This window comes from Streptomyces sp. NPDC001970 (genome assembly GCF_053594115.1).
The window spans coordinates 127,424-146,985 of sequence record NZ_JBSFDW010000018.1 but is presented as its reverse complement, the minus strand read 5'-3'; the positions used below and the strand labels follow the sequence as shown (position 1 = coordinate 146,985).

The window sequence follows — 19,562 nt, the reverse complement described above, 5'->3', positions numbered from 1 at the left end:
CGACGGCGGGCGGCAGGGAGCCGCCCGCCGGCCCCTCCTCATCCGCTATTTCCGGTCACCGTGTCCCTGGCGGCACGCAGCGACTCCTTGAGGGAGCCCATGGTGGCGAGCACGGCCGTCGGCTCGTAGCCGCAGTGCGCCATGCAGTTCGCGCAGCGCGGGTCCTTGCCGCGGCCGTACTTGCTCCAGTCGGTCTCCTCGACGAGCTCCTTGTACGTGGGAACGTATCCGTCGCTCATCAGGTAGCAGGGCCGCTGCCAGCCGAAGAGCGAGTAGTTCGGGATCGCCCACGCCGTGCACGGGAAGTCGACCTTGCCCTCCAGGAAGTCCAGGAAGAGGGGCGAGTGGTTCAGCCGCCAGCGCCGCCGGTTGCCGTCGGCGAAGGCCTTCCTGAACAGTTCGCGGGTCTGCTCGACACCGAGGAAGTGCTCCTGGTCGGGCGCCTTCTCGTAGGCGTACGCGGGCGAGATCATCATCTCGTCGACCTTGAGGTCGTCGTTGAGGTAGTTCAGCACCTCGATGACGGTCTGCGGGGTGTCGGTGTTGAAGAAGGTGGAGTTGGTGGTGACCCGGAAGCCGTGCTGCTTGGCCTCCTTGATGGCCTCCACCGCCTCGTCGAACACGCCCTCCTTGGCGACCGACTCGTCGTGGCGCTCACGCAGCCCGTCGATGTGGACCGCGAAGGCGAAATAGGGCGACGGACTGAACTGGTCCATCTTCTTGCGCATCAGCAGGGCGTTGGTGCAGAGGAAGACGTACTTCTTCCGCGCCACCAACTGGCGCACGATTTCGTCGATCTGAGGGTGCATCAGTGGCTCGCCGCCCGCGATGGAGACCATCGGGGCCCCGGACTCCAGAACCGCACCCACGGCCTGCGCGACCGGCATGCGCTGCTTCAGGACTCCCGCCGGGTGCTGGATCTTTCCGCAGCCCTCGCACTTCAGATTGCACGCGAACAACGGCTCCAGCTCCACGATCAGCGGGAACTTCTCGCGCCTGCGGAGCTTCTGTTCAATGAGATAGGTCCCGATTTTGATGGTCTGGCGGAGCGGCATGGCCATCTGGCTCACCTCCTGGGGAGCAGCAAAGAACGGTGCCATTCGTAGAAAGACGGAAGGACGGCACGGAGAACGCGGAAGGCTGATATTCCACCGCGCACCGTGCCAATGCGGACCAGTTCATGCTCAGGAGCGTCGACGACCACCCGGACGGCCGCAACCGGGCGTCGCCCCGCGCTCAGGGCGCAGTGCAGCGTGGCGGCGGACTCCATGTCCACAGCGATCGCTCCGGTGGCGGCCAGCTCGGCCCGCTCGTGGCCGCGTACGACATGGTCGGAGCCGGTGAGCGGGCCGGTGTGGACCGTACGCCCCGGCACCGTCCGCGCCAGCTCGCGCACGAGCAGCTCCGTGCCGGTGCAGGGCGTGGCGCCCCAGGGGCCGCGGGTCTCGTCGGCCACCACCAGGTCGCCGGGGTGCATGCCCGGGGCGAGTCCTGCGCAGAAGCCGGCCGCGATGACCGCCGCGCCGGCCCGGCGGTCGTCGCGGAGGGCGTGTGCGACGGCACGCCGGGCGTTGTGGGGGCCCATGCCCGTACGGAGCACGGTCACCGGGCCCGGCGCGCCGCCGCGGCCGCGCCCGCCGCCGCGCAGGGCGAGCTGCTCGATGCCGAGCGCGCAGGCGATCAGCAGCGGCGGCGTGGTGGGGCCGGACGGTCCGGTGGCGCCGGACGGCTCCGTGGGAGCGTCCACTCAGCCCCCGTTCCGGTCGGCGAAGGGCTCACCGTGCACATAGCGGCCGAGGGCCGTGAGCGGGAAGACCTGCCGGTACAGGTGGTAGTTGATGGAGAAGTCCCACGGGAAGCCGGTGCCGGTGAAGTACGGCTCGTCCCAGGAGCCGTCCTCGCGCTGCGTCTCGGCGAGGTAGGCGATGCCCCGCTCGACCGCCTTCCCGTCCCGCTCCCCTGCCGCGAGCAGGGCCAGCAGCGCCCACGCGGTCTGGGACGCGGTGGAGGCGCCGTGGCCGATCGCGGACGCGTCCCGGTAGGAGCGCAGGTCCTCGCCCCAGCCCCCGTCGTCGTTCTGCACGGCTTCGAGCCAGCGGGCGGCGCGCCGGATCGCGGGGTGCGCGGTGGGCAGTCCTGCGGCAGTCAGGGCCGGTACCACCGAGCCGGTTCCGTAGACGTAGTTGACGCCCCAGCGTCCGAACCAGGCGCCGTTCGGTTCCTGTTCGGCGAGCAGCCACTCGACTCCCCTGCGCGTACGGGGTTGGTGGGACCTGCCCTCGTGGGCGAGCATCTCGACGACGTGGGCGGTGACGTCGGCGGACGGCGGGTCGATCACCTCGCCGAAGTCGCAGAACGGCAGCCGGTTGGGGAACCGGCTGGTGTTGTCGGCGTCGAAGGCGCCCCAGGCGCCGTTCTTCGACTGCATCCCGAGCGTCCAGTTGCCGGCCCGCGCGATCGCGGCCTCGACGTGTGAGGGGTCGGGATGCCGCACCCGGCGCAGCGCGAGGATGACCTCGGCGGTGTCGTCGATGTCGGGGTAGTTGTCGTTGTGGAACTCGAACGCCCAGCCGCCGGGGGCGAGCCGGGGCCTGCGCACGGCCCAGTCACCCTTCTTGACGATCTCTTCGCCGAGCATCCAGTCGGCCGCCCTGACCAGCGCGGGGTGGTCGGCGGGCAGTCCGGCGTCGGCGAGCGCGATGGTGGCGAGGCAGGTGTCCCAGACCGGTGACTGGCAGGCCTCGATCATCCTGGCCCCGTCGTCGCGCCAGACGGCGAAACGGTCCAGCGACTCCAGGCCGGCCCGCATCACCGGGTGCTGGAGGTCGTAGCCGAGCAGATGCAGGGCGATGATCGAGTAGACGGCCGGCGGCTGGATGCCGCCCCAGCAGCCGTCGTTCTCCTGACGCTCGACGATCCAGCGTGCCGCGCTGCTCATGGCCGCGCGGCGCAGCGGGCGCGGGGCGACCTTGTGGTAGCGGTGGAGCGCCTTGTCGAGACGCTGGAAGATGCCGTCCCAACTGGCCGCCGGGGCAAGGGGCCCGGGCGGGTTCGGGTGGCGTGCGTCCTTGTGGAGCTCGTCGAGCGCGAAGGGTGCGGGACGGACGGGCCGCTTCGCGGAGACGATGGTGAGCGGCACGATGGTCTGCCGCGCCCAGCAGCCGAAGTCGTAGATGTTGAGCGGGAACCACGAGGGCAGATAGATCAGTTCGGGCGGCAGCTCGGGCAGGTCGTCCCACTTCCACCAGCCGAAGAGCGCGAGCCAGATGCGGGTGAAGACCCGGCTCGCGGCGATGCCGCCCTGCGCGCGGATCCAGTCGGCGGCGCGGGACATGTGCGGGTCCTCGGGCCGGTCTCCCGCGAGGCGCAGCGCGACATAGGCCTCGATCGTGGTGGAGAGCTCGCCGGGGCCGCCGTAGAAGGTGGCCCAGGTGCCGTCGTCGCGCTGTTCGCCGCGGATGAAGAGGGCGGCGGCGTGCGTGGTCTTCTCGTCCTGGATGCCGAGGAACTGACGCAGCAGCAGATCTTCCGCGTCCATCGTGACGTTGGTCTCGAGGTCGCCCTTCCACCAGCCTTGGGGGTCCTGGTGTGCGAGCAGAAACCCGATGGAGCGCTGTGCCGCGCGTTCGGCGGCTGAACGGGTGTCACCCCCCGTGGGAGGTGGGGCGGGAGGTGTGTCGGTCGGTTCGCTGGCCGCGGCTGCGCGGGGTCCCGGGGCCCCTGTGCTTCCGTCGGTCGTCGCTGTCATGGCTTCCCCTTCGTGCAGTCGGAACTCTGCTGCTGCGGGTCTGCCGTCGGCCGGTGCCGGGAAGGGCACCGGCCGGCGACTGCGAGCTCATATGCGGTTGCTCGTGATCATCTCCGAGGCATGATCATCTCGTCCGTACGGCGTGACCGGCCGCCGCGCCACGACGGTGGTCACCTCTTGCGTACGACGACGAAGTCGGCGACCGCAACGAGCTGAGCCCGGACATGCTCGGGCATCTCGACACGGTCCAGTGCCCCGACCGCGACGGCGTGCTGCCTGCGGGCCTCCTGGGAGGTCCACTCACGGCCCCCGGCCTCCTCGATCAGGGCCGCCCTGGTGGCGAACTCCTCCTCAGAGAAGCTGTCGAAGTCATTGCTCTTGGCGTCGGCCGCGAGCAGCTCGCCGAGCCGCTCGGAGGCGGGACCACCCGCGGCGAGCGCGGCGACGACCGGTAGTGACTTCTTGCGCTGGCGCAGGTCGCTCCAGGTCTGCTTGCCCGTCGAGTCGGGGTCGCCCCAGATGCCGAGGAGGTCGTCCACGGCCTGGAAGGCGAGCCCGAGGTGGTAGCCGTACGCCTCCAGCGTGTCGGCGGTGCGGTCGTCGGCGCCGCCGAGCACCGCGCCGATGGACACGGCGCAGGCGAGCAGCGCGCCCGTCTTGTTGCCCTCCATCTCCAGGCACTCCTCGACGGTGACCCGCTCGCGGTGCTCGAAGGAGATGTCCTGGGCCTGTCCGTCGATGAGCTTGCGCGTCGCGGTGGTGAGGCGGCGTGTCGCGCGTCCGGCCTCGACGGTGCCGAGCTCCAGCAGAATCTCGTTGGCGAGCGCGAACAGCGCGTCACCGACGAGGATCGCCTGGGCCGGGCCGTGCACCTTCCACACCGTGTCGCGGTGGCGGCGCTGCTCGTCGCCGTCCATCAGGTCGTCGTGGAGCAGCGAGAAGTTGTGCACCAGCTCGACCGCGACGGCGCCGGGGATGCCGATCTCGGGGGCGGCACCGGCGGCTTCCGCGGACAGCAGCGCCAGCGCCGGGCGTACGGCCTTGCCGCCGTCGCCCTCCGCGGGGCGGCCCTGGGCGTCGATCCAGCCGAAGTGGTAGGCGGCGACGGTGTCCATGGGCGGCGCGAGCCGGTCCACGGCAGCACGCAGCACCGGGGTGGACATGGTCCGCCCGCGTTCGAGCAGCGCGGTGACGTCCGCGATGTCGACAGCCGGGTTCGCCGAAGGCGCAGTCGGCACTTTCTCTCCTCTGGTTCCAGACTCAGTTCTCATGCCGCCTCCTTGAGCGGATGTGCATGGGGACGGCCGAGGGCGGTGAGCGCGGCTCCGGCGGCGGTCAAGCCGCTGCGCACGGCACCCTCCATGGTCGCGGGCCAGCCGGTGGCGGTCCACGATCCGGCAAGGTACAGGCCGGGTGCACGGGTGCGCGCGGCGGGCCGGAGCCTGCCCACGCCGGGGGTGGGGGCGAACGTGGCCGTACGCTCCCGGGTGACGAAGAAGTCCCGTACCTCCGCTCGGCGTGTCGCGGGCAGCAGCCGCTCCAGCTCCGGGAGGTAGCGCTCGCGCAGTACGTTGACGGGCGTGTCGATCTCGTCCTCGGCGGCCGACTGGGACAGGGCCAGATACTGTCCCACCCGTCGCCCGCCACCGCCCTTGCTCGAGGGCCCTTCGGGCCCGCCCCTCAGCAGCCCGGAGGCATCGGTGCGGTCGAAGACCCACTGGACAGGGGTGCCCAGCGCGGCGAAGAACGGCCGGCGCAGCACCGTGCGGTCGTAGACCACATGGATGTTGAGGATCGGCGCGGTGCCGATGTCGAGGAGCCGGTCCGGGTTCTCCAGCGCGCCGTCGGGCAGCAGGGCATGCGTTTCGCGCTGCGGTACGGCGAGGACGACGGCGTCCGCGTCGAGCCGCTCGGCGCCCGCCGTGACGTTCCAGCGGCCGTCGCCGGTGCGGGTGACGGCGCTGACGCGGGTGCGCAGTTCGGTGCGGACCCCGGCGGAGTCGAGGGCCTTGCGGGCCAGCGTGTCGTGGAGGTCGCCGAGCGGTACGTGCGCCCAGCCGATGTCCGCGGCACCGGGCTCGGAGAGCAGTCCGGTCTTGAAGACCATCGCGGCCAGGCTCATCGAGGCGTTCGGCGCGGTGGCGTTGAGCGTGGCGACGCCGACGAGGTCCCAGAGGGCTTCGACGGCGCGCCGGGACTGGCCGTGGCGGCCCAGCCAGGTGGCGAAGTCGACGCCGTCGAGGGCGGGGTCGGCGGGGTCGAGTCCCTTGAGCGCGAGCGCGGCACGCCCGACGGCCGCCCGCTCGGCGAGGGAGAGATGCGGATACGTGGCCAGGCTGCCGGCGAGATGCAGCGGCACGGGCAGCGCGGTGCGGCGCAGCCGGCCGAGCCGCGGCCCCTTCGGGTGGGCGACGTCGACCACGGGGACGTCGAGGCGGGGCTGCAGCGGGGCCAGATGTGCGCCGTCGACACGGTCGAGGAACCAGCGGTAGGCGGTGCAGCAGCGCAGATAGACGTGCTGGCCGTTGTCGACGGTCAGGTCGCCCCGCCGGAAGGAGAAGGCGAGGCCGCCGAGGCGCGGCCGGTTCTCGACGAGGGTGACGCGCAGCCCCGAGTCGGCGAGCCGGAGGGCAGCGGTGACTCCGGCGAGTCCGCCGCCGACGACGACCGCGTGCCGTTCGGACGTCGTGCCGTCGTGCGTCATGAGCCCTCCCTCCCCGCCGGCGTGCCCGTGCACGGGCCGGCGGCCGGGCGCCGGCGCCCGGCGACGGCGTCACGCTCCTCCAGAGCTTCGCCCGGGAGATGCCCGCGGCCCTGCGGAACGACTGCTCGCGAACCGCTCGTGGGCGTGCCCACCCCGGTCGTCGCAGTCAGGGACGCAGCGCCGTCGCGGAGGGTTGCCTGCCGGTGACGCGCGTGCCTGTACCGACCGGACGTGAGAGGGCGCATCAGGCACGCCTCCTGACGGACTGTCGGGAGACGTGCCGGGCGTCGAGCCCGGAGAGGCCGCGGACGGCGACGTACGCCTTCTCCCGGCCGGGCAGCGAGACACGGCCGCGCAGCACGGCCTCGGGATCGCGCTCGATACGGTCGAGGAGACGCCGGTAGATCCCGGCCATGGCGGCGACGCAGGCTCCGCTGCGCCGGTCGAGCATGGGCAGCAGCCGGTAGCCCTCGGCGAACAGGCCCCGGGCGCGCCGGACTTCGAAGTGGACGAGGCCGGTGAAGTCGGCCCCGGACGGCGGGCCGGCGCGGTGGAAGCCCTCGGAGCAGCCGAACTTGGCGAGGTCGTCGGCCGGCAGGTACGTGCGGCTGTTGGCCGCGTCCTCGCGGACGTCCCTGAGGATGTTGGTGAGCTGGAGGGCGAGGCCGAGCGTGTCGGCGTACTCGGGGGCGCGGTCGGCGCCCCGCGCGCCCGGCAGCGTGCCGAACACGCCGAGCGAGAGCCGGCCGATGGCACCCGCGACACACCGGCAGTAGACCTTGAGGTCGTCCCAGGTCTCATAGGCCTCGCCGCGGACGTCCATGAGGACGCCGTCGATCAGTTCGTCGAGTCCGTCGAGCGGGATCGGGAAACGGCGCGCCGCGTCCGCGAGCGCGACCGCGACCGGGTCGGTGTCGTCCTCGTCGACCTCGTCGTCGCGGATCCTGCCGAGGAGCTCACGGGTCGCCTCGAGCCGGTCGCGCTTGGCGTCCTCGGCGAGGGCGCCGTCGCCGATGTCGTCGACGCGCCGCGAGAAGGCGTAGAGCGCCGACATGGCCTGCCGCTTGTCCGCGGGCAGCAGCCGGATGCCGTACGCGAAGTTGCGGGCCTGCTGTCCCGTGACGGCCTCGCAGTAGCTGTACGCGGCCTGCACCGGCGCGGACATGTGTGTCTGTCCCTCCATGCTCCGGCTCACCCCTCTCTACCGGCTCTACGCAAGACAGCTCCCACTTCGCGGATGAGTCGTGACCCGGTGGGTTTGGGCGGGCCGGGGAGTACGTCGTGTCCGGCGGCCGCGATCGCGTCGAGGGCGGCGCGCCCTCCGGCCACGAACCCGGCGAGCAGCAGTCTGAGCCTGCCGTGGACGCTACCCACCAGGGGAGTGCCTTCATCCAGCAGGCGCCGGGCGCGTTCGGCCTCGTACGCAACCAGGGCGCGCACCGATGCGCCCCCGATCGGCGCCGCCAGGTCGGCCTCGGTGACCTGGAACCGCCTCATGTCCTCGGCCGGGAGGTAGATCCGGTCGCGGGCCAGGTCCTCCGGGATGTCCTGGAGGTGCTCGACGATCTGGAGTGCCGTGCAGATCGCGTCGGAGAGGCCCACGCGCTCGGGGGTGGTGGTACCGGTGATCCCGAGGACGAGGCGGCCGACGGGGTTGGCGGAGAGCTCGCAGTACGCGACGAGGTCGTCGTACGTCTCGTAGCGGCCGACGAGCTGGTCCTGGCGGTTGGCCTCGATCAGGCCGAGGAACGGCTCGGGGGTGAGCGAGCAGCGGCGCACGGTCGGGACGAGGGCGCTGAGCAACGGATGGCGCGGGGTGTCACGGTCGCCGTCGCCCTCGCCGCTGCCGTCCGCGTGGGCGTCGTCGGCGGCGGCGGCGAAGACGCGTCGCAGGTCGGCCTCGAAGGCGTCGAGCATCACGAGCCGGTCGTCGGCCTGCGCGGCATCGAGGCCGAGATGGCGCGCGTCGGCACCGCCGGGCACGAGGTCGCCGTCGCCGATGTCGTCGACGAGGCGGGCGTAGCCGTACACGGCCATGAGGTCGTGGCGCCAGGCACGCGGCAGGAAGAAGGGGGCCACCGGAAAGTTCTCGTCGGCAGCCTTGTCGAGTGTGGTGCGCGTGGAGGCGTCGGGGCGCACCTGCCGGGTACCTGTCACTGCAGACTGCCCGGCGCGGGGACGGCACTACACACGCGGAGCTGGAGATTTTCCGTCATAGCCGTCACGTCTCCCGTTCTACACTGCCGACCCAATACATCCTATTTCGGACACGCCGCCGGTCTTTCCCGGTGGGGAACCGCCCCGGCGGGCGGGAAACCTAGGGGGTATCGCCCCACTTGCCGTGAATCAGCACCGGTACAGCTTACGTTGTACAACGCCCAGGACCGTGCCGGGGTGTTGCGCGCATTACGAGAACAATGCGATCCAACGCCAACCTCCCCAAACGACACAGGACTTGACGGTTGCTTGACAGCAGACGAACCGCGGCTTGACTCTCACTCCGCGCACTCGTGCCCGCCGGCACACCCATCCGGCGATTCAGGACTCGGACGACGAAGCGGGCCGGAGGGCGGGCCGCGGCGCCGTCAGACCGGCGGCGATCGTCGCGACGGTCCGGTCGATCAGGGCGTCGCACTCCTCGGCCGACAGCCGGTTCAGCGGGCCGTCGAGGAGCAGCATCGACAGGCCGTGGACGGTCGACCACGCGGCGATCTCGGCGGCCGGGCGGTCACCGGCCGGCATCCGGCCGGTGGCGACGAGCTGGTCGAGCGCCTCGGTGAGCAGCACGAACGCGCCGTACTCCGGACCGGAACCCACCGGGACCAGTCCGTCCCACGCCTCGTCCGGGCCGTCGGAGTGCTTGGGGCTGCAGAAGGCGGACCGGTAGAGGCCGGGCTGGGCGAGGGCGAAGCCGAGGTAGCCCCGGCCCATGGCGGCGATCCGCCGCTCGGCCACCTCCCCGGGATCCCCGGACGCGGACACCTGGGCGGCGGCACGCTTCATCGACTCGGCGAGCGCCACCTGGCCGTGGACCTTCACCGCGTGCAGCAGGTCACCCTGGCCGTCGAAGTGGCGGTACGCGGCCGTCGGCGACACGCCGACGCGCCGGGCCGCCTCACGCAGGACGACCTTCTCCGGGCCCCCTTCGGTCGCCAGGTCGACCGCGGCGGCGATCAGCGCATTGCGCAGGTCGCCGTGGTGGTAGCCGGTCTTGCCGCTCGTCGTCCCGTGAGTGCTTGCCATGACGTCATCCTGCCCGATGTTGACAGCATAAACATCCCCTGGGACAGTCCTGGTTAACGCCGTAAACATCGGCGGAAACACAAGGGGGAGGCCCATGCTGACCAGGATCGCCGCGCTCTCACTGCGCCGCGCGCGCCTCGTACTCGTACTCGCCGCGGCCGTAGTCGCCGTCATGGCCGTGCTCGGGACCGGGGCATTCGGCAAACTGCTCGGGGGCGGATTCGACGACCCCGATGCGCCGTCGACACGGGCGCAGGCCCTCATCGACAAGCGGTTCGGCGGTGAGACCGACCTCGTCTTCCTGATCTCGTCCGGCGGCCCGGCTGCCGGGGGCCTGTCGTCCCCCGCCGTCGAGAAGCGCGGGCGCGCCATCGCCGAAGGGCTCAGGAACGATCCCACGGTGACCAATGTGGTCTCGTACTGGGACGCCGAGAGCCCGCAGCTCGCATCCGAGGACGGCGACCAGGCACTCGTCGCGGCCCATGTCACCGGCACGGAGGACGAACGCGCGGACCGAGCGAAGAAACTGACCGACACCTACGCGGGCGACCGGGGCGGGGTCTCGGTGCGGGCCGGCGGCCAAGCGGCCATCGGCAACGAGGTCACCTCGCAGGTCGGTACGGACCTCGCGGTCGCCGAGGCCATCGCCGTCCCTGTGACTCTCGTGCTGCTCGTGCTCGCCTTCGGCAGCCTGCTCGCGGCGCTCCTGCCGCTGGTCGTCGGACTGATCGCGATCGTCGGGACCTTCGCCGAGCTCTTCGTCCTCGGGTCGCTCACCGAGGTGTCGGTGTTCTCGGTCAACCTCACCACCGCGCTCGGGCTCGGCCTCGGCATCGACTACGCCCTGCTGCTGGTGAGCCGCTTCCGCGAGCAGCTCGCGGCCGGTGACGAGGTCGAGGACGCGGTGGTGACGACCGTCCGCACGGCGGGCAGGACCATCGTGTTCTCGGCCGCCACCGTGGCAGCCGCCCTCGCCGCGCTGCTCGTCTTCCCGCCGTTCTTCCTGCGCTCCTTCGCGTACGCGGGCATCGGCGTCGTCGTGATCGCGGTGCTCGCCGCCCTCTTGGTCGTACCGCCGCTGCTGGTGCTCCTCGGACACCGGTTGAACAAGGGCCGGCTGCCGTGGGCGGCATCGGCGCGGCGGCCCGACGCGCCCTTCTGGGGACGCCTCGCCGGCGCCGTCATGCGCAGGCCCGCCCTGACCGCGCTCCCCGTGCTCGCGGTCCTGCTGGTGGTCGCGAGCCCGCTGCTGGGCGTCGGCTTCGGCACGCCGGACGAGCGGGTGCTCCCCGAGACCGCGGCGAGCCGCCAGGTCGCGGCCACCGTCCAGCGGGACTTCGCCGGCGACGACACCGGTTCCGTGCAGGTCGTCACGACGGGGCCCGTCGCGTCCGGGCCGCTCGCCGCGTACGCGACCGAGCTGTCCCGGCTCGACGGCGTCGTCCGCGTCGACGCGAGCAGCGGCACGTACACGGACGGCGCGAGCGGGGACGCCACCCCGCAGAACGCGGCACTCGGCCGCCCCGACGCCCAGCGCCTGGTCGTCGTCACCTCGCTCACGCCGAAGTCGGACGCGGCCCAGGATCTCGTCCACGACATCCGTGCCGTGCCCGCGCCTGCCGGCACGGATGCCCTGGTCGGCGGCGACGACGCGCGGCTGGTCGACTCCAAGGCCGCCATCTCCGACCGGCTGCCGCTCGCCATCGGCATGATCGCGGTGTCGACCTTCGTCCTGCTCTTCCTCTTCACCGGCAGCGTCGTGCAGCCGCTGCGGGCGCTGCTGCTGAACCTGATCAGCCTGTCCGCGGCCGTCGGCGCGATGGTGTGGATCTTCCAGGACGGCCATCTCGCCTCAGTCCTCGGCTTCACACCGATGCCGCTGGACACCTCGATGACCGTGCTGCTCTTCTGCGTCGCGTTCGGTCTCTCGATGGACTACGAGGTCTTCGTGACCAGCCGGATGAAGGAGCTGCACGACGCCGGGGCGGACCGTACGACGACGGTGACGGCGGGCCTGTCGCACACCGGACGGATCGTCAGCATGGCCGCCGGGCTGCTCGCCGTGAGCTTCTTCGCCTTCGGCACCAGCAACATCAGCTTCCTGCAGATGTTCGGACTCGGCAGCGGGCTGGCCATCGTCATCGACGCGATCGCAGTGCGCGGGGTGCTCGTGCCCGCGGCGATGCGGCTGCTGGGGCGGCAGGCCTGGTACGCGCCGAGGCCGCTGCGCAGGCTCCACGCGCGGGTGGGGCTGCGCGAGGCGCCCCCCGCGGAGGAGGCGCGAACGCCGGTGGGCGTCTGACAGCGGCGGCGGCCTGCGGGTCCGCGCCCCGCGCCTGGGTCGTGGGGCCGGGCCCCGGCGGCGACCACGCGGCGACTGCGCCGAGTGGTCGCCGAGTCGTCGCCGCCGGGCGGGCTCAAGAAGAGCGGCACGGGCGTCCACCGCGCCCAGGGCGTCACGGCCTCGCGTTCGGGGCCGGAGCCCTTCACGCGCCGGAGCCGGAGGCGTCGGGGGCTCGGGAGTGCGTGAGGCCCCCGTCGGAGCGATCCGGCGGGGGCCTGTGACGACCGGGAGGCTACTTCCCGGTCTCCTTCTCGTACGCCTTGATGACCTCGTCGGTCGGGCCGTCCATCAGCAGCTCGCCCTTCTCCAGCCACAGGACGCGGTCACAGGTGTCCCTGATCGAGCTGTTGCTGTGGCTGACCAGGAAGACCGTGCCGGCCTCCTTGCGGAGCTCTCGGATGCGCTCCTCGGAGCGCTTCTGGAACTTCCGGTCACCGGTGGCCAGCGCCTCGTCGATCATCAGGACGTCGTGGTCCTTGGCCGCGGCGATGGAGAAGCGGAGCCTGGCACCCATGCCGGAGGAGTACGTGCGCATGGGCAGCGTGATGAAGTCGCCCTTCTCGTTGATCCCGGAGAAGTCGACGATGCTCTGGTAGCGCTCGCGGACCTCCTCGCGCGACATGCCCATGGCCAGGCCGCCGAGGATGACGTTCCGCTCACCGGTCAGATCACCCATCAGCGCCGCGTTGACGCCGAGGAGAGACGGCTGGCCGTCGGTGTAGACCTTGCCGCTCTCGGTGGGCAGCAGGCCGGCGATGGCCCGCAGCAGGGTCGACTTGCCGGAGCCGTTCGTGCCGATGAGGCCGATGGCCTCGCCGCGGTACGCCGTGAAGGACACCCCGCGCACGGCGTGCACCTTGCGGACGCCGCGCGACTCGCCGCGGTCCCGTCGCAGTATCCGGCTCAGGGCCGCGGTCGCGCTGCCCCGTCCACCGGTGCTGCCGTGGACGCGGTACACGATGTGCACGTCGTCGGCGATGACGGTGGGAACCCGGGCGCCGGGTACCAGGTCTTCTTTCTGCAGGTCAGCCACGGCCGTACCGCTCCTCCGCCTTCCAGAAGTACACAAACCCCGCGACACCCAGCAGGACCGCCCAGAGCAGGCCCGCGACCCACACGTGCGCGGGGAGGTTCGACGAGTCGTACGAGTCGATCAGGGCGAACCGGATCAGGTCCATGTAGATCGCGGCCGGGTTGTACATCAGGACGTCCGCGATCCAGGCCGGCTTGTCCTCCAGCATCACCGGGATCGAGAACATCACGCCCGAGCCGTACATCCACGTGCGCAGGATGAACGGCATCAGCTGGGCGAGGTCCGGGGTCTTGCTGCCCATCCGGGCGAAGATCAGCGCGAGGCCGACGTTGAAGACGAACTGCAGCGCGAGCGCCGGCAGCACCAGCAGCCAGCTCAGCGACGGGTAGCTGCCGAACGCGACCACGATCAGCACGAGCACGATCATCGAGAACAGCAGCTGCTGGAGCTGCTGCAGCGCGAACGAGATCGGCAGCGAGGCGCGCGGGAAGTGCAGCGCCCTGACCAGCCCCAGGTTGCCGGCGATCGACCGGACACCCGCCATCACCGACGTCTGGGTGAACGTGAACACGAACACGCCCGTGACCAGGAACGGGATGTACGTCTCCTTCGACATCCCGCGTCCCGCGCCAAGGATGAGCCCGAAGATCAGGTAGTACACGAGAGCGTTCAGCAGAGGTGTCGCCACCTGCCACAACTGGCCGAGCTTCGCCTGGCTGTACTGGGCCGTGAGCTTCGCCTGGGAGAAGGCCAGGATGAAGTGCCGACGGCCCCAGAGCTGCCTGACGTACTCGAAGAGCCCCGGTCGGGCACCGCTCACCGACAGGCCGTACTTGGCGGCGAGTTCCGCCGAGGTCAGACCGTCGTCGGGAGACGGCGGAGCGCTGGTCGCGATCGCGCCGTCGTGGGTTGTGTCACTCACAAGTTGAAACTTTCGTGTTCAAGATGCGCGGCAGGTGGGCGCTCAGGTGGCGGCCAGGTCCCGGAGTACGCCCGATGCTCTCAGATCCCGGTCCGTCAGACGACAGGTGGTCGGCCCAGCCGGGTCAGTCGCCACACGGTACGCCACTTCATCGGACGCCTAGGCCCGCACGGAGTCGTCCAGCCCTCCTTGAAGCCACCGAACCACGCCTTGAGCGCCGAGACCGAAGGCCGCCTCACCAAGGTAAGGAGGACCCAAACGCCCAGGTAGAGCGGCACCAGGGGGGCGGGCAGATTGCGCCGGGCCAGCCACACGCGGTTGCGCGCGACCATGCGGTGGTAGACCGCATGCCGCGAGGGCGGCGTCGTCGGGTGGAACAGCACCATGTCGGAGCGGTAGTCGATCATCCAGCCGGCGTCCAGCGCCCGCCAGGCGAGGTCCGTCTCCTCGTGCGCGTAGAAGAACTCGTCCGGGAGACCGCCGACCTCGCCGATGACCTTCGTACGGACGGCGTTGGCGCCGCCGAGGAAGGTCGTCACCCGGGACGAGCGCATCGGGTCGGACGCGCGCAGCCGCGGGACGTGCCGGCGCTGGGTGGCCCCGGTGTCCGGGTCGGCGATCCGGAAGCTGACGATGCCGAGGCACGGGTCCTCCAGGAACGCCTGGCGGACCAGCTCGCCGGTGTCGTTGTTGGGCAGCAGACCGTCGTCGTCGAGGAAGAGCAGGACGTCGACGTCCCGGCCGCCGGGGCCGAAGGCCTCGATCCCGGCGTTCCGGCCGCCGGGGATGCCCAGGTTCTCCGGCAGGTCGACCGTGCGGACGCCCTCGGGCACATCGGTCACCGGGGCGCCGTTGCCGACGACGACGACCTCGATCGGGTCGCCCTGCTGCTTGGCGACCGAGTCGAGGAGGGCACGCAGGTCGTCGGGCCGGTTGCCCATGGTGATGATGACGGCGCCCAGCTTCACGGTGCTCACCTCAGCCTGCTCGACGCGAGGATGGACACGAGGTGCAGCAGCGTCTGGACGATCGCGACACCGGCGAGTACGGCGACGCCCAGGCGCGAGAAGAACAAGTCACCCCTGACCGTGTCCAGGATGGCCAGGACCAGGATCAACAGGGACGCCTCGATCCCGAGGACGAGCCGGTGGAACTTCAGCGCCGCTGCGGCCTTGCGGGCCAGCGCCAGGCCGGACGAGCGCGGCTCGGACGCCGCCTCCTTCACCGGCGGCAGTCCGCCCTGGTGACGGGCGACGCCGACCAGATCGGTCTCGGCCTTGATCAGGATTGCGCCGAGGGCGGCGAGGGTGCCGAGGAACGCCCACAGCCAGTCCACCCGCCCCTCGCCCCACAGGTCGGCGGCGCGCAGGCCGAAGCCGACCAGTACCGCCGCGTCGCACAGGTAGGCGCCGACGCGGTCCAGGTACACCCCGCCGAGCGAGTACTGCTTCTTCCATCGGGCCAGCTCGCCGTCGACGCAGTCGAGCAGCAGATAGAGCTGCACCATGACGACACCGAGCACCGCCCCGGCGATCCCCGGCACCAGCAGGGCCGGGCCCGCGAGCACGCCGGCGACGGTCATCAGATAGGTGACCTGGTTCGGCGTGATCCGGGTGTCCACCAGGTACCGGTCGACGCGCAGCGAGATCTCGCGCATGTACAGGCGCCCGGCCCAGTGCTCACCGCTCCGCCGGTCCTTCACCCCTTCCGGGTGAACGACCGGACGGAGCTCAGCTACGGATGGTCTTGGCATAGTCGGCGTACGCGTCCCTGATCTGGTCGGTGGACAGGTCGAGGTGTTCGAGGATGGTGAAGCGTCCGGGGCGGGTCTGCGGTGCGTACTCCACGGCCTCGACGAACTCCTCGACGGAGAAGCCGATCTCCTCGGGGAGGACCGGCAGTCCGTGGTTGCGGAGCACTTCGGCGAAGAGCCCGGACTCCTCGTGGGCGCCGCGCAGATGCATCGCGAAGGCGGCACCCAGTCCGACCTGCTCGCCGTGGCTGGCGGCCCGCTTGGGGTGGAGCAGGTCGAAGGCATGGCTGATCTCGTGGCAGGCGCCCGACGACGGCCGGGAGTCGCCACTGATCGACATGGCGATACCGGAGAGCACCAGCGCTTCGGCGAGGACGGTGAGGAACTCGTCGTCACCGACGCCACCGGGGTGGCGCAGGACGGCCTCTCCCGCGGTACGGGCCATGGCGGCGGCCAGTCCGTCGACGGGCTCGCCGGTGATCCGGTGGGCCAGTTCCCAGTCGGCGATCGCCGAGATGTTGGAGATCGCGTCCCCGATGCCCGAGCGGACGAAACGCACGGGTGCGTCGCGGACCACGTCGAGGTCGATGACCATGGCGATCGGCGAGGGGACGCCGTAGGAGCCCCGGCCGTTGTCGTTGTCCAGGATGGAGATCGGCGAGCACAAGCCGTCATGGGCCAGATTCGTCGCCACGGCGACCATCGGCAGGCCGACGCGCGCGGCGGCGTACTTCGCCACGTCGATGATCTTGCCGCCGCCGAGGCCCACGACCGCGTCGTAGCGCTTGCCCTTGATGTCGTCGGCGAGCTTCACCGCGGAGTCGATGGTGCCGTCGCAGACCTCGTACCAGGCCGCGCCGGGCAGCACGGGTGCGAGCCGCTCGCGCAGCGCCTGGCCGGAGCCGGCGCTGACCGCGACGGCGAGCTTGCCGGAGCCGGAGATCCGCTGGTCGGCGAGGAGGCCGGCCAGGTCGTCCAGGGCGCCCGGCCGGATGTCGACGACGACCGGCGACGGGATGAGCCGGGTCAGTACTGGCACGCGATCTCCCGGCCCTTCGCGAGGTCGTCGTGGTTGTCGATCTCGACCCACTTGACGTCGCCGATGGGCGCCACGTCGACCCGGAAGCCGCGGTGGACCAGCTCCTGGTAGCCGTCCTCGTAGTAGAGGTCGGGGTCGCGCTCGAAGGTGGCCTTCAGCGCGTCGGCGAGCTCCTCGGCGGCCTCGGGCTCGATGAGGGTGACACCGATGTACTCGCCCGTGGCGGTGGCCGGGTCCATCAGCTTGGTGATCTTCTGCACACCCTTGCCGTCGGCGGTGATCACCTTCATCTCCTCGTCGGCGAGCTGCTTCACCGTGTCGAGGGCGAGGATGATCCGCCGGCCTTCGCCGCGGGCGGCGAGCAGCGTCTCCTCGACGGAGACCGGGTGCACGGTGTCGCCGTTGGCGAGGATCACGCCCTGCTTCAGGACGTCACGAGCACACCAGAGGGAGTAGGCGTTGTTCCACTCCTCGGCCTTGTCGTTGTCGATGAGGGTGAGCTTCAGGCCGTACGTGGCCTCGAACTCCTCCTTGCGCGCGTACACGGCTTCCTTGCGGTAGCCGACGACGACGGCGACCTCGGAGAGGCCGATCGCGCTGAAGTTCTTCAGCGTGAGGTCGAGGACCGACAGGGCTGCCCCGTCCTGCTCGGGGCCTACGGGCACGAGGGCCTTCGGAAGCGTGTCGGTGTAGGGACGCAGACGGCGTCCTGCACCGGCTGCCAGTACGAGGCCGATCATGCGGGTTCTCCTTCGTCATGTACGGCGGGTGCTCCGGCGGAGACCCAGAAGCGGATGGACTCCACGAGCACCACCAGCGCCACGGCCACCGCGAGCACGGTGAGCGCGACGGCGAAACCGCCGCCGTGAGACGCCAGGAGCGCAGCGAGAACCGCCACCGCCAGCGTGCGGCCCTCGTGCCCGCCGATCGTCCGCACCAGCCAGGCAGGCGGCGCGCCGGTGCCGCCGCGAATGCGGTACACCGTGTCGTAGTGATGGTAGGCGACCGCGGCCACCAGGCCGAAAGCCGCGGGCAGGGCTCCGTTCACCTCGGAGCGGGCGGCGAGGAGCAGGATCACGCCGTACTCCACGGCCCGGAAGACCGGGGGGACGAGCCAGTCGAGGGCGCCCTTCAGGGGGCGGGCGACGGCGAAGCCGGAGGTCGCGACGTACAGCGCGGCGGCCGCGACCGGCCACCAGCTGCCGACCTCCGCGAAGGCCGCGGCGCTCACGACGGCGGCGCCGCCGGCCACGGCGACGAGGAGGGGCGCGATGCCGGGCAGCGGACGGGCGGCCTTGGCGAAGGCCGCCGCGAAGCTCTCGGCGAGCTGGCCGGAGTCGGTGAGCTCCGCCAGGGCGGTGGCGGCCCGGTCCGTGCTCCCCCAGAGCTTCGCCTGGGAGGTACCCCCAGCCTTCCGGGTCAGAGACCGCAGGACGCGGCCGGCGGTGGTGTACGTGGCGGCGAAGGCGCAGCCGACGAGCAGGGCGTAGAAGACGATCCGGGGCGTGGCCACGGCCGTCAGCACGGCGATCATGGCCCAGCGCTCGCCGATCGGCAGCACGATCATGCGCCGTACCCAGACCGTCCAGCCGACGCTGTCGAGTTTGTCGGAGAGTGCGGCGGTGGGGCTGGTGTTGGACACCGCGTCGTGGTTGGCCTCGTTGAAGGAGAAGTCCACGACATGGCGGCAGGTCTGCAGCACCATCGCGCCGAGGGCCAGCGCCCAGACGTCGTCCCCGCCGCGGGCGGCACCGAGGGCGAGGCCCGCGTAGTAGGCGTACTCCTTGGCCCGGTCGAAGGTGGCGTCGAGCCAGGCGCCCATCGTCGAGTACTGCAGCGAGTAGCGGGCGAGCTGCCCGTCCGTGCAGTCCAGCACGAAGGAGAAGAGCAGCAGCACGCCGGCGGCCACGTATCCCCCGCGCGTGCCGGTCGCGGCGCATCCGGCCGCGATCAGCGCGGTGATCAGCGACGCGGTGGTGACCTGGTTGGGGGTCAGCCCCCGCCGGGCGCACCAGCGGGCGATGTACCTCGAGTAGGGGCTGATGCAGAAGGTGGTGAAGAACCCGTCCCGCGCCTTCACCGCCGAGCGCAGCCGTACGTCCTCGTCGTCCACGGCCGCGACGGCCTGCCGGGCCTGGTTACGGGCCTGGGGGTCCCCCGGCACGGTCGCCACGAGCGATCCGAGCTCGGGCCGGTGCAGGGGAGTGCCGCCGGCGTCGATCGCCTCCGCGACCCGGTCGGCGAGCACGCCGCCGTGCACGGGGACGCGCGCGCCGGCGGACGACACGGCGTCCGGGGCCGGGGCCGAAGCCGGGGCTCCGGCCGACCGCAGCGCGCTCAGCAGGGCCGTGCGCGCCCCGGCCTGGGCCGTGACCGCGCCCGGGACGGCGGCCGCCGGGAAGCGGGGGTCCGTGAGGGCCAGGCGCAGGGCGTGGAGGTGGCCGACGAAGCCAGGGTCGACCAGGGCGACCCGGTCGGCGGCCGGAACACCGGCCAGGAGCGTGGCGGTCTCGTCGGCGCCGGAGGCGGCGACGCGGACATCGAAGCCCAGCGACCTCAGATCGCCTTCGAGCGGCGATCCGGGTACCGGCGGACCGGTGAGGATGGCGGTCGACAGACGGACTCACTCCTTGGCGCTGAACAGGTGGGTGCACACGGCGGCTCGGCCCGTGACCCGGGCGGCGGTACGTCGGGTGAGGCTATCGGATGTTCGGAATCTTGAGTTCACCGAGGTTTACCGCTGGGGACATCCCCGCTCCCCCGCCCGGCCTTCCGT

Annotated in this window: 16 protein-coding genes; 1 reads left to right on the top strand and 15 read right to left on the bottom strand. The window is 71.4% G+C overall.

The window, feature by feature from the left end; genetic code table 11:
• Nucleotides 1–38: 38 nt before the first annotated feature.
• The 8 genes from hpnH to ACWCP0_RS22375 form a co-directional block, all read right to left on the bottom strand.
• On the bottom strand, nucleotides 39–1,061 hold the full coding sequence (gene hpnH / locus ACWCP0_RS22410) for an adenosyl-hopene transferase HpnH (protein ID WP_451080565.1): 1,023 nt from the start codon (nucleotides 1,059–1,061) through the stop codon (nucleotides 39–41).
• A gap of 5 nt (nucleotides 1,062–1,066) precedes the next feature.
• On the bottom strand, nucleotides 1,067–1,747 hold the full coding sequence (locus ACWCP0_RS22405) for a phosphorylase family protein (RefSeq protein ID WP_451080564.1): 681 nt from the start codon (nucleotides 1,745–1,747) through the stop codon (nucleotides 1,067–1,069).
• Nucleotides 1,748–3,748, bottom strand: coding sequence for a squalene--hopene cyclase (shc, locus tag ACWCP0_RS22400; protein WP_451080563.1), 2,001 nt, complete (start codon nucleotides 3,746–3,748; stop codon nucleotides 1,748–1,750). It lies immediately after the preceding gene.
• A gap of 170 nt (nucleotides 3,749–3,918) precedes the next feature.
• Nucleotides 3,919–4,911 (bottom strand): polyprenyl synthetase family protein, encoded by a 993-nt coding sequence (locus ACWCP0_RS22395; RefSeq protein ID WP_451080600.1) that lies wholly within the window; start codon nucleotides 4,909–4,911, stop codon nucleotides 3,919–3,921.
• A gap of 104 nt (nucleotides 4,912–5,015) precedes the next feature.
• Complete coding sequence (gene hpnE, locus ACWCP0_RS22390) at nucleotides 5,016–6,452, bottom strand: hydroxysqualene dehydroxylase HpnE (RefSeq protein ID WP_451080562.1); 1,437 nt, start codon at nucleotides 6,450–6,452, stop codon at nucleotides 5,016–5,018.
• Between the two features lie 244 nt (nucleotides 6,453–6,696).
• Complete coding sequence (gene hpnD, locus ACWCP0_RS22385) at nucleotides 6,697–7,635, bottom strand: presqualene diphosphate synthase HpnD (protein ID WP_451080561.1); 939 nt, start codon at nucleotides 7,633–7,635, stop codon at nucleotides 6,697–6,699.
• Nucleotides 7,636–7,643: 8 nt separating this feature from the next.
• The gene (gene hpnC, locus ACWCP0_RS22380) at nucleotides 7,644–8,609 is read right to left on the bottom strand and encodes a squalene synthase HpnC (RefSeq protein ID WP_451080560.1); all 966 of its coding nucleotides are present in this window, start codon (nucleotides 8,607–8,609) and stop codon (nucleotides 7,644–7,646) included.
• Between the two features lie 381 nt (nucleotides 8,610–8,990).
• Nucleotides 8,991–9,695 (bottom strand): TetR/AcrR family transcriptional regulator, encoded by a 705-nt coding sequence (locus ACWCP0_RS22375; protein ID WP_451080559.1) that lies wholly within the window; start codon nucleotides 9,693–9,695, stop codon nucleotides 8,991–8,993.
• Between the two features lie 94 nt (nucleotides 9,696–9,789).
• On the opposite strand from ACWCP0_RS22375, the gene ACWCP0_RS22370 reads away from it, so the two are divergent.
• Complete coding sequence (locus ACWCP0_RS22370; protein WP_451080558.1) at nucleotides 9,790–11,997, top strand: MMPL family transporter; 2,208 nt, start codon at nucleotides 9,790–9,792, stop codon at nucleotides 11,995–11,997.
• A gap of 274 nt (nucleotides 11,998–12,271) precedes the next feature.
• Here the strand turns inward: ACWCP0_RS22370 and ACWCP0_RS22365 are convergent, their stop codons facing one another.
• The 7 genes from ACWCP0_RS22365 to ACWCP0_RS22335 all read right to left on the bottom strand — a co-directional run bounded on the left by ACWCP0_RS22365 (nucleotide 12,272) and on the right by ACWCP0_RS22335 (nucleotide 19,403).
• A complete protein-coding gene (locus ACWCP0_RS22365) occupies nucleotides 12,272–13,063 on the bottom strand; it encodes an ABC transporter ATP-binding protein (RefSeq protein WP_351230897.1) in 792 nt (263 codons plus the stop codon).
• 1 nt (nucleotide 13,064) lies between these two features.
• Nucleotides 13,065–13,994 (bottom strand): ABC transporter permease, encoded by a 930-nt coding sequence (locus ACWCP0_RS22360; RefSeq protein WP_451080557.1) that lies wholly within the window; start codon nucleotides 13,992–13,994, stop codon nucleotides 13,065–13,067.
• A gap of 95 nt (nucleotides 13,995–14,089) precedes the next feature.
• The gene (locus ACWCP0_RS22355) at nucleotides 14,090–14,971 is read right to left on the bottom strand and encodes a glycosyltransferase family 2 protein (protein WP_451080556.1); all 882 of its coding nucleotides are present in this window, start codon (nucleotides 14,969–14,971) and stop codon (nucleotides 14,090–14,092) included.
• A complete protein-coding gene (locus ACWCP0_RS22350) occupies nucleotides 14,968–15,747 on the bottom strand; it encodes a CDP-alcohol phosphatidyltransferase family protein (RefSeq protein ID WP_451080555.1) in 780 nt (259 codons plus the stop codon). Before ACWCP0_RS22350 ends, ACWCP0_RS22355 begins: the two co-directional genes overlap by 4 nt.
• On the bottom strand, nucleotides 15,725–16,786 hold the full coding sequence (locus ACWCP0_RS22345; RefSeq protein ID WP_451080554.1) for an iron-containing alcohol dehydrogenase family protein: 1,062 nt from the start codon (nucleotides 16,784–16,786) through the stop codon (nucleotides 15,725–15,727). Before ACWCP0_RS22345 ends, ACWCP0_RS22350 begins: the two co-directional genes overlap by 23 nt.
• The gene (locus ACWCP0_RS22340) at nucleotides 16,774–17,526 is read right to left on the bottom strand and encodes a phosphocholine cytidylyltransferase family protein (protein ID WP_451080553.1); all 753 of its coding nucleotides are present in this window, start codon (nucleotides 17,524–17,526) and stop codon (nucleotides 16,774–16,776) included. Before ACWCP0_RS22340 ends, ACWCP0_RS22345 begins: the two co-directional genes overlap by 13 nt.
• On the bottom strand, nucleotides 17,523–19,403 hold the full coding sequence (locus ACWCP0_RS22335; RefSeq protein WP_451080599.1) for a DUF5941 domain-containing protein: 1,881 nt from the start codon (nucleotides 19,401–19,403) through the stop codon (nucleotides 17,523–17,525). Before ACWCP0_RS22335 ends, ACWCP0_RS22340 begins: the two co-directional genes overlap by 4 nt.
• Nucleotides 19,404–19,562: the final 159 nt, after the last annotated feature.

Excerpts from the sequence above, each read along its gene's own strand:
- hpnH (WP_451080565.1), bottom strand. The coding sequence starts at position 1,061 with ATGGCCATGCCGCTCCGCCAGACCATCAAAATCGGGACCTATCTCATT.
- hpnE (WP_451080562.1), bottom strand. The coding sequence starts at position 6,452 with ATGACGCACGACGGCACGACGTCCGAACGGCACGCGGTCGTCGTCGGC.
- ACWCP0_RS22340 (WP_451080553.1), bottom strand. The coding sequence starts at position 17,526 with ATGATCGGCCTCGTACTGGCAGCCGGTGCAGGACGCCGTCTGCGTCCC.
- ACWCP0_RS22370 (WP_451080558.1), top strand. The coding sequence starts at position 9,790 with ATGCTGACCAGGATCGCCGCGCTCTCACTGCGCCGCGCGCGCCTCGTA.
- hpnD (WP_451080561.1), bottom strand. The coding sequence starts at position 7,635 with ATGGAGGGACAGACACACATGTCCGCGCCGGTGCAGGCCGCGTACAGC.
- ACWCP0_RS22350 (WP_451080555.1), bottom strand. The coding sequence starts at position 15,747 with ATGCCAAGACCATCCGTAGCTGAGCTCCGTCCGGTCGTTCACCCGGAA.
- ACWCP0_RS22375 (WP_451080559.1), bottom strand. The coding sequence starts at position 9,695 with ATGGCAAGCACTCACGGGACGACGAGCGGCAAGACCGGCTACCACCAC.
- ACWCP0_RS22395 (WP_451080600.1), bottom strand. The coding sequence starts at position 4,911 with ATGTCCACCCCGGTGCTGCGTGCTGCCGTGGACCGGCTCGCGCCGCCC.
- shc (WP_451080563.1), bottom strand. The coding sequence starts at position 3,748 with ATGACAGCGACGACCGACGGAAGCACAGGGGCCCCGGGACCCCGCGCA.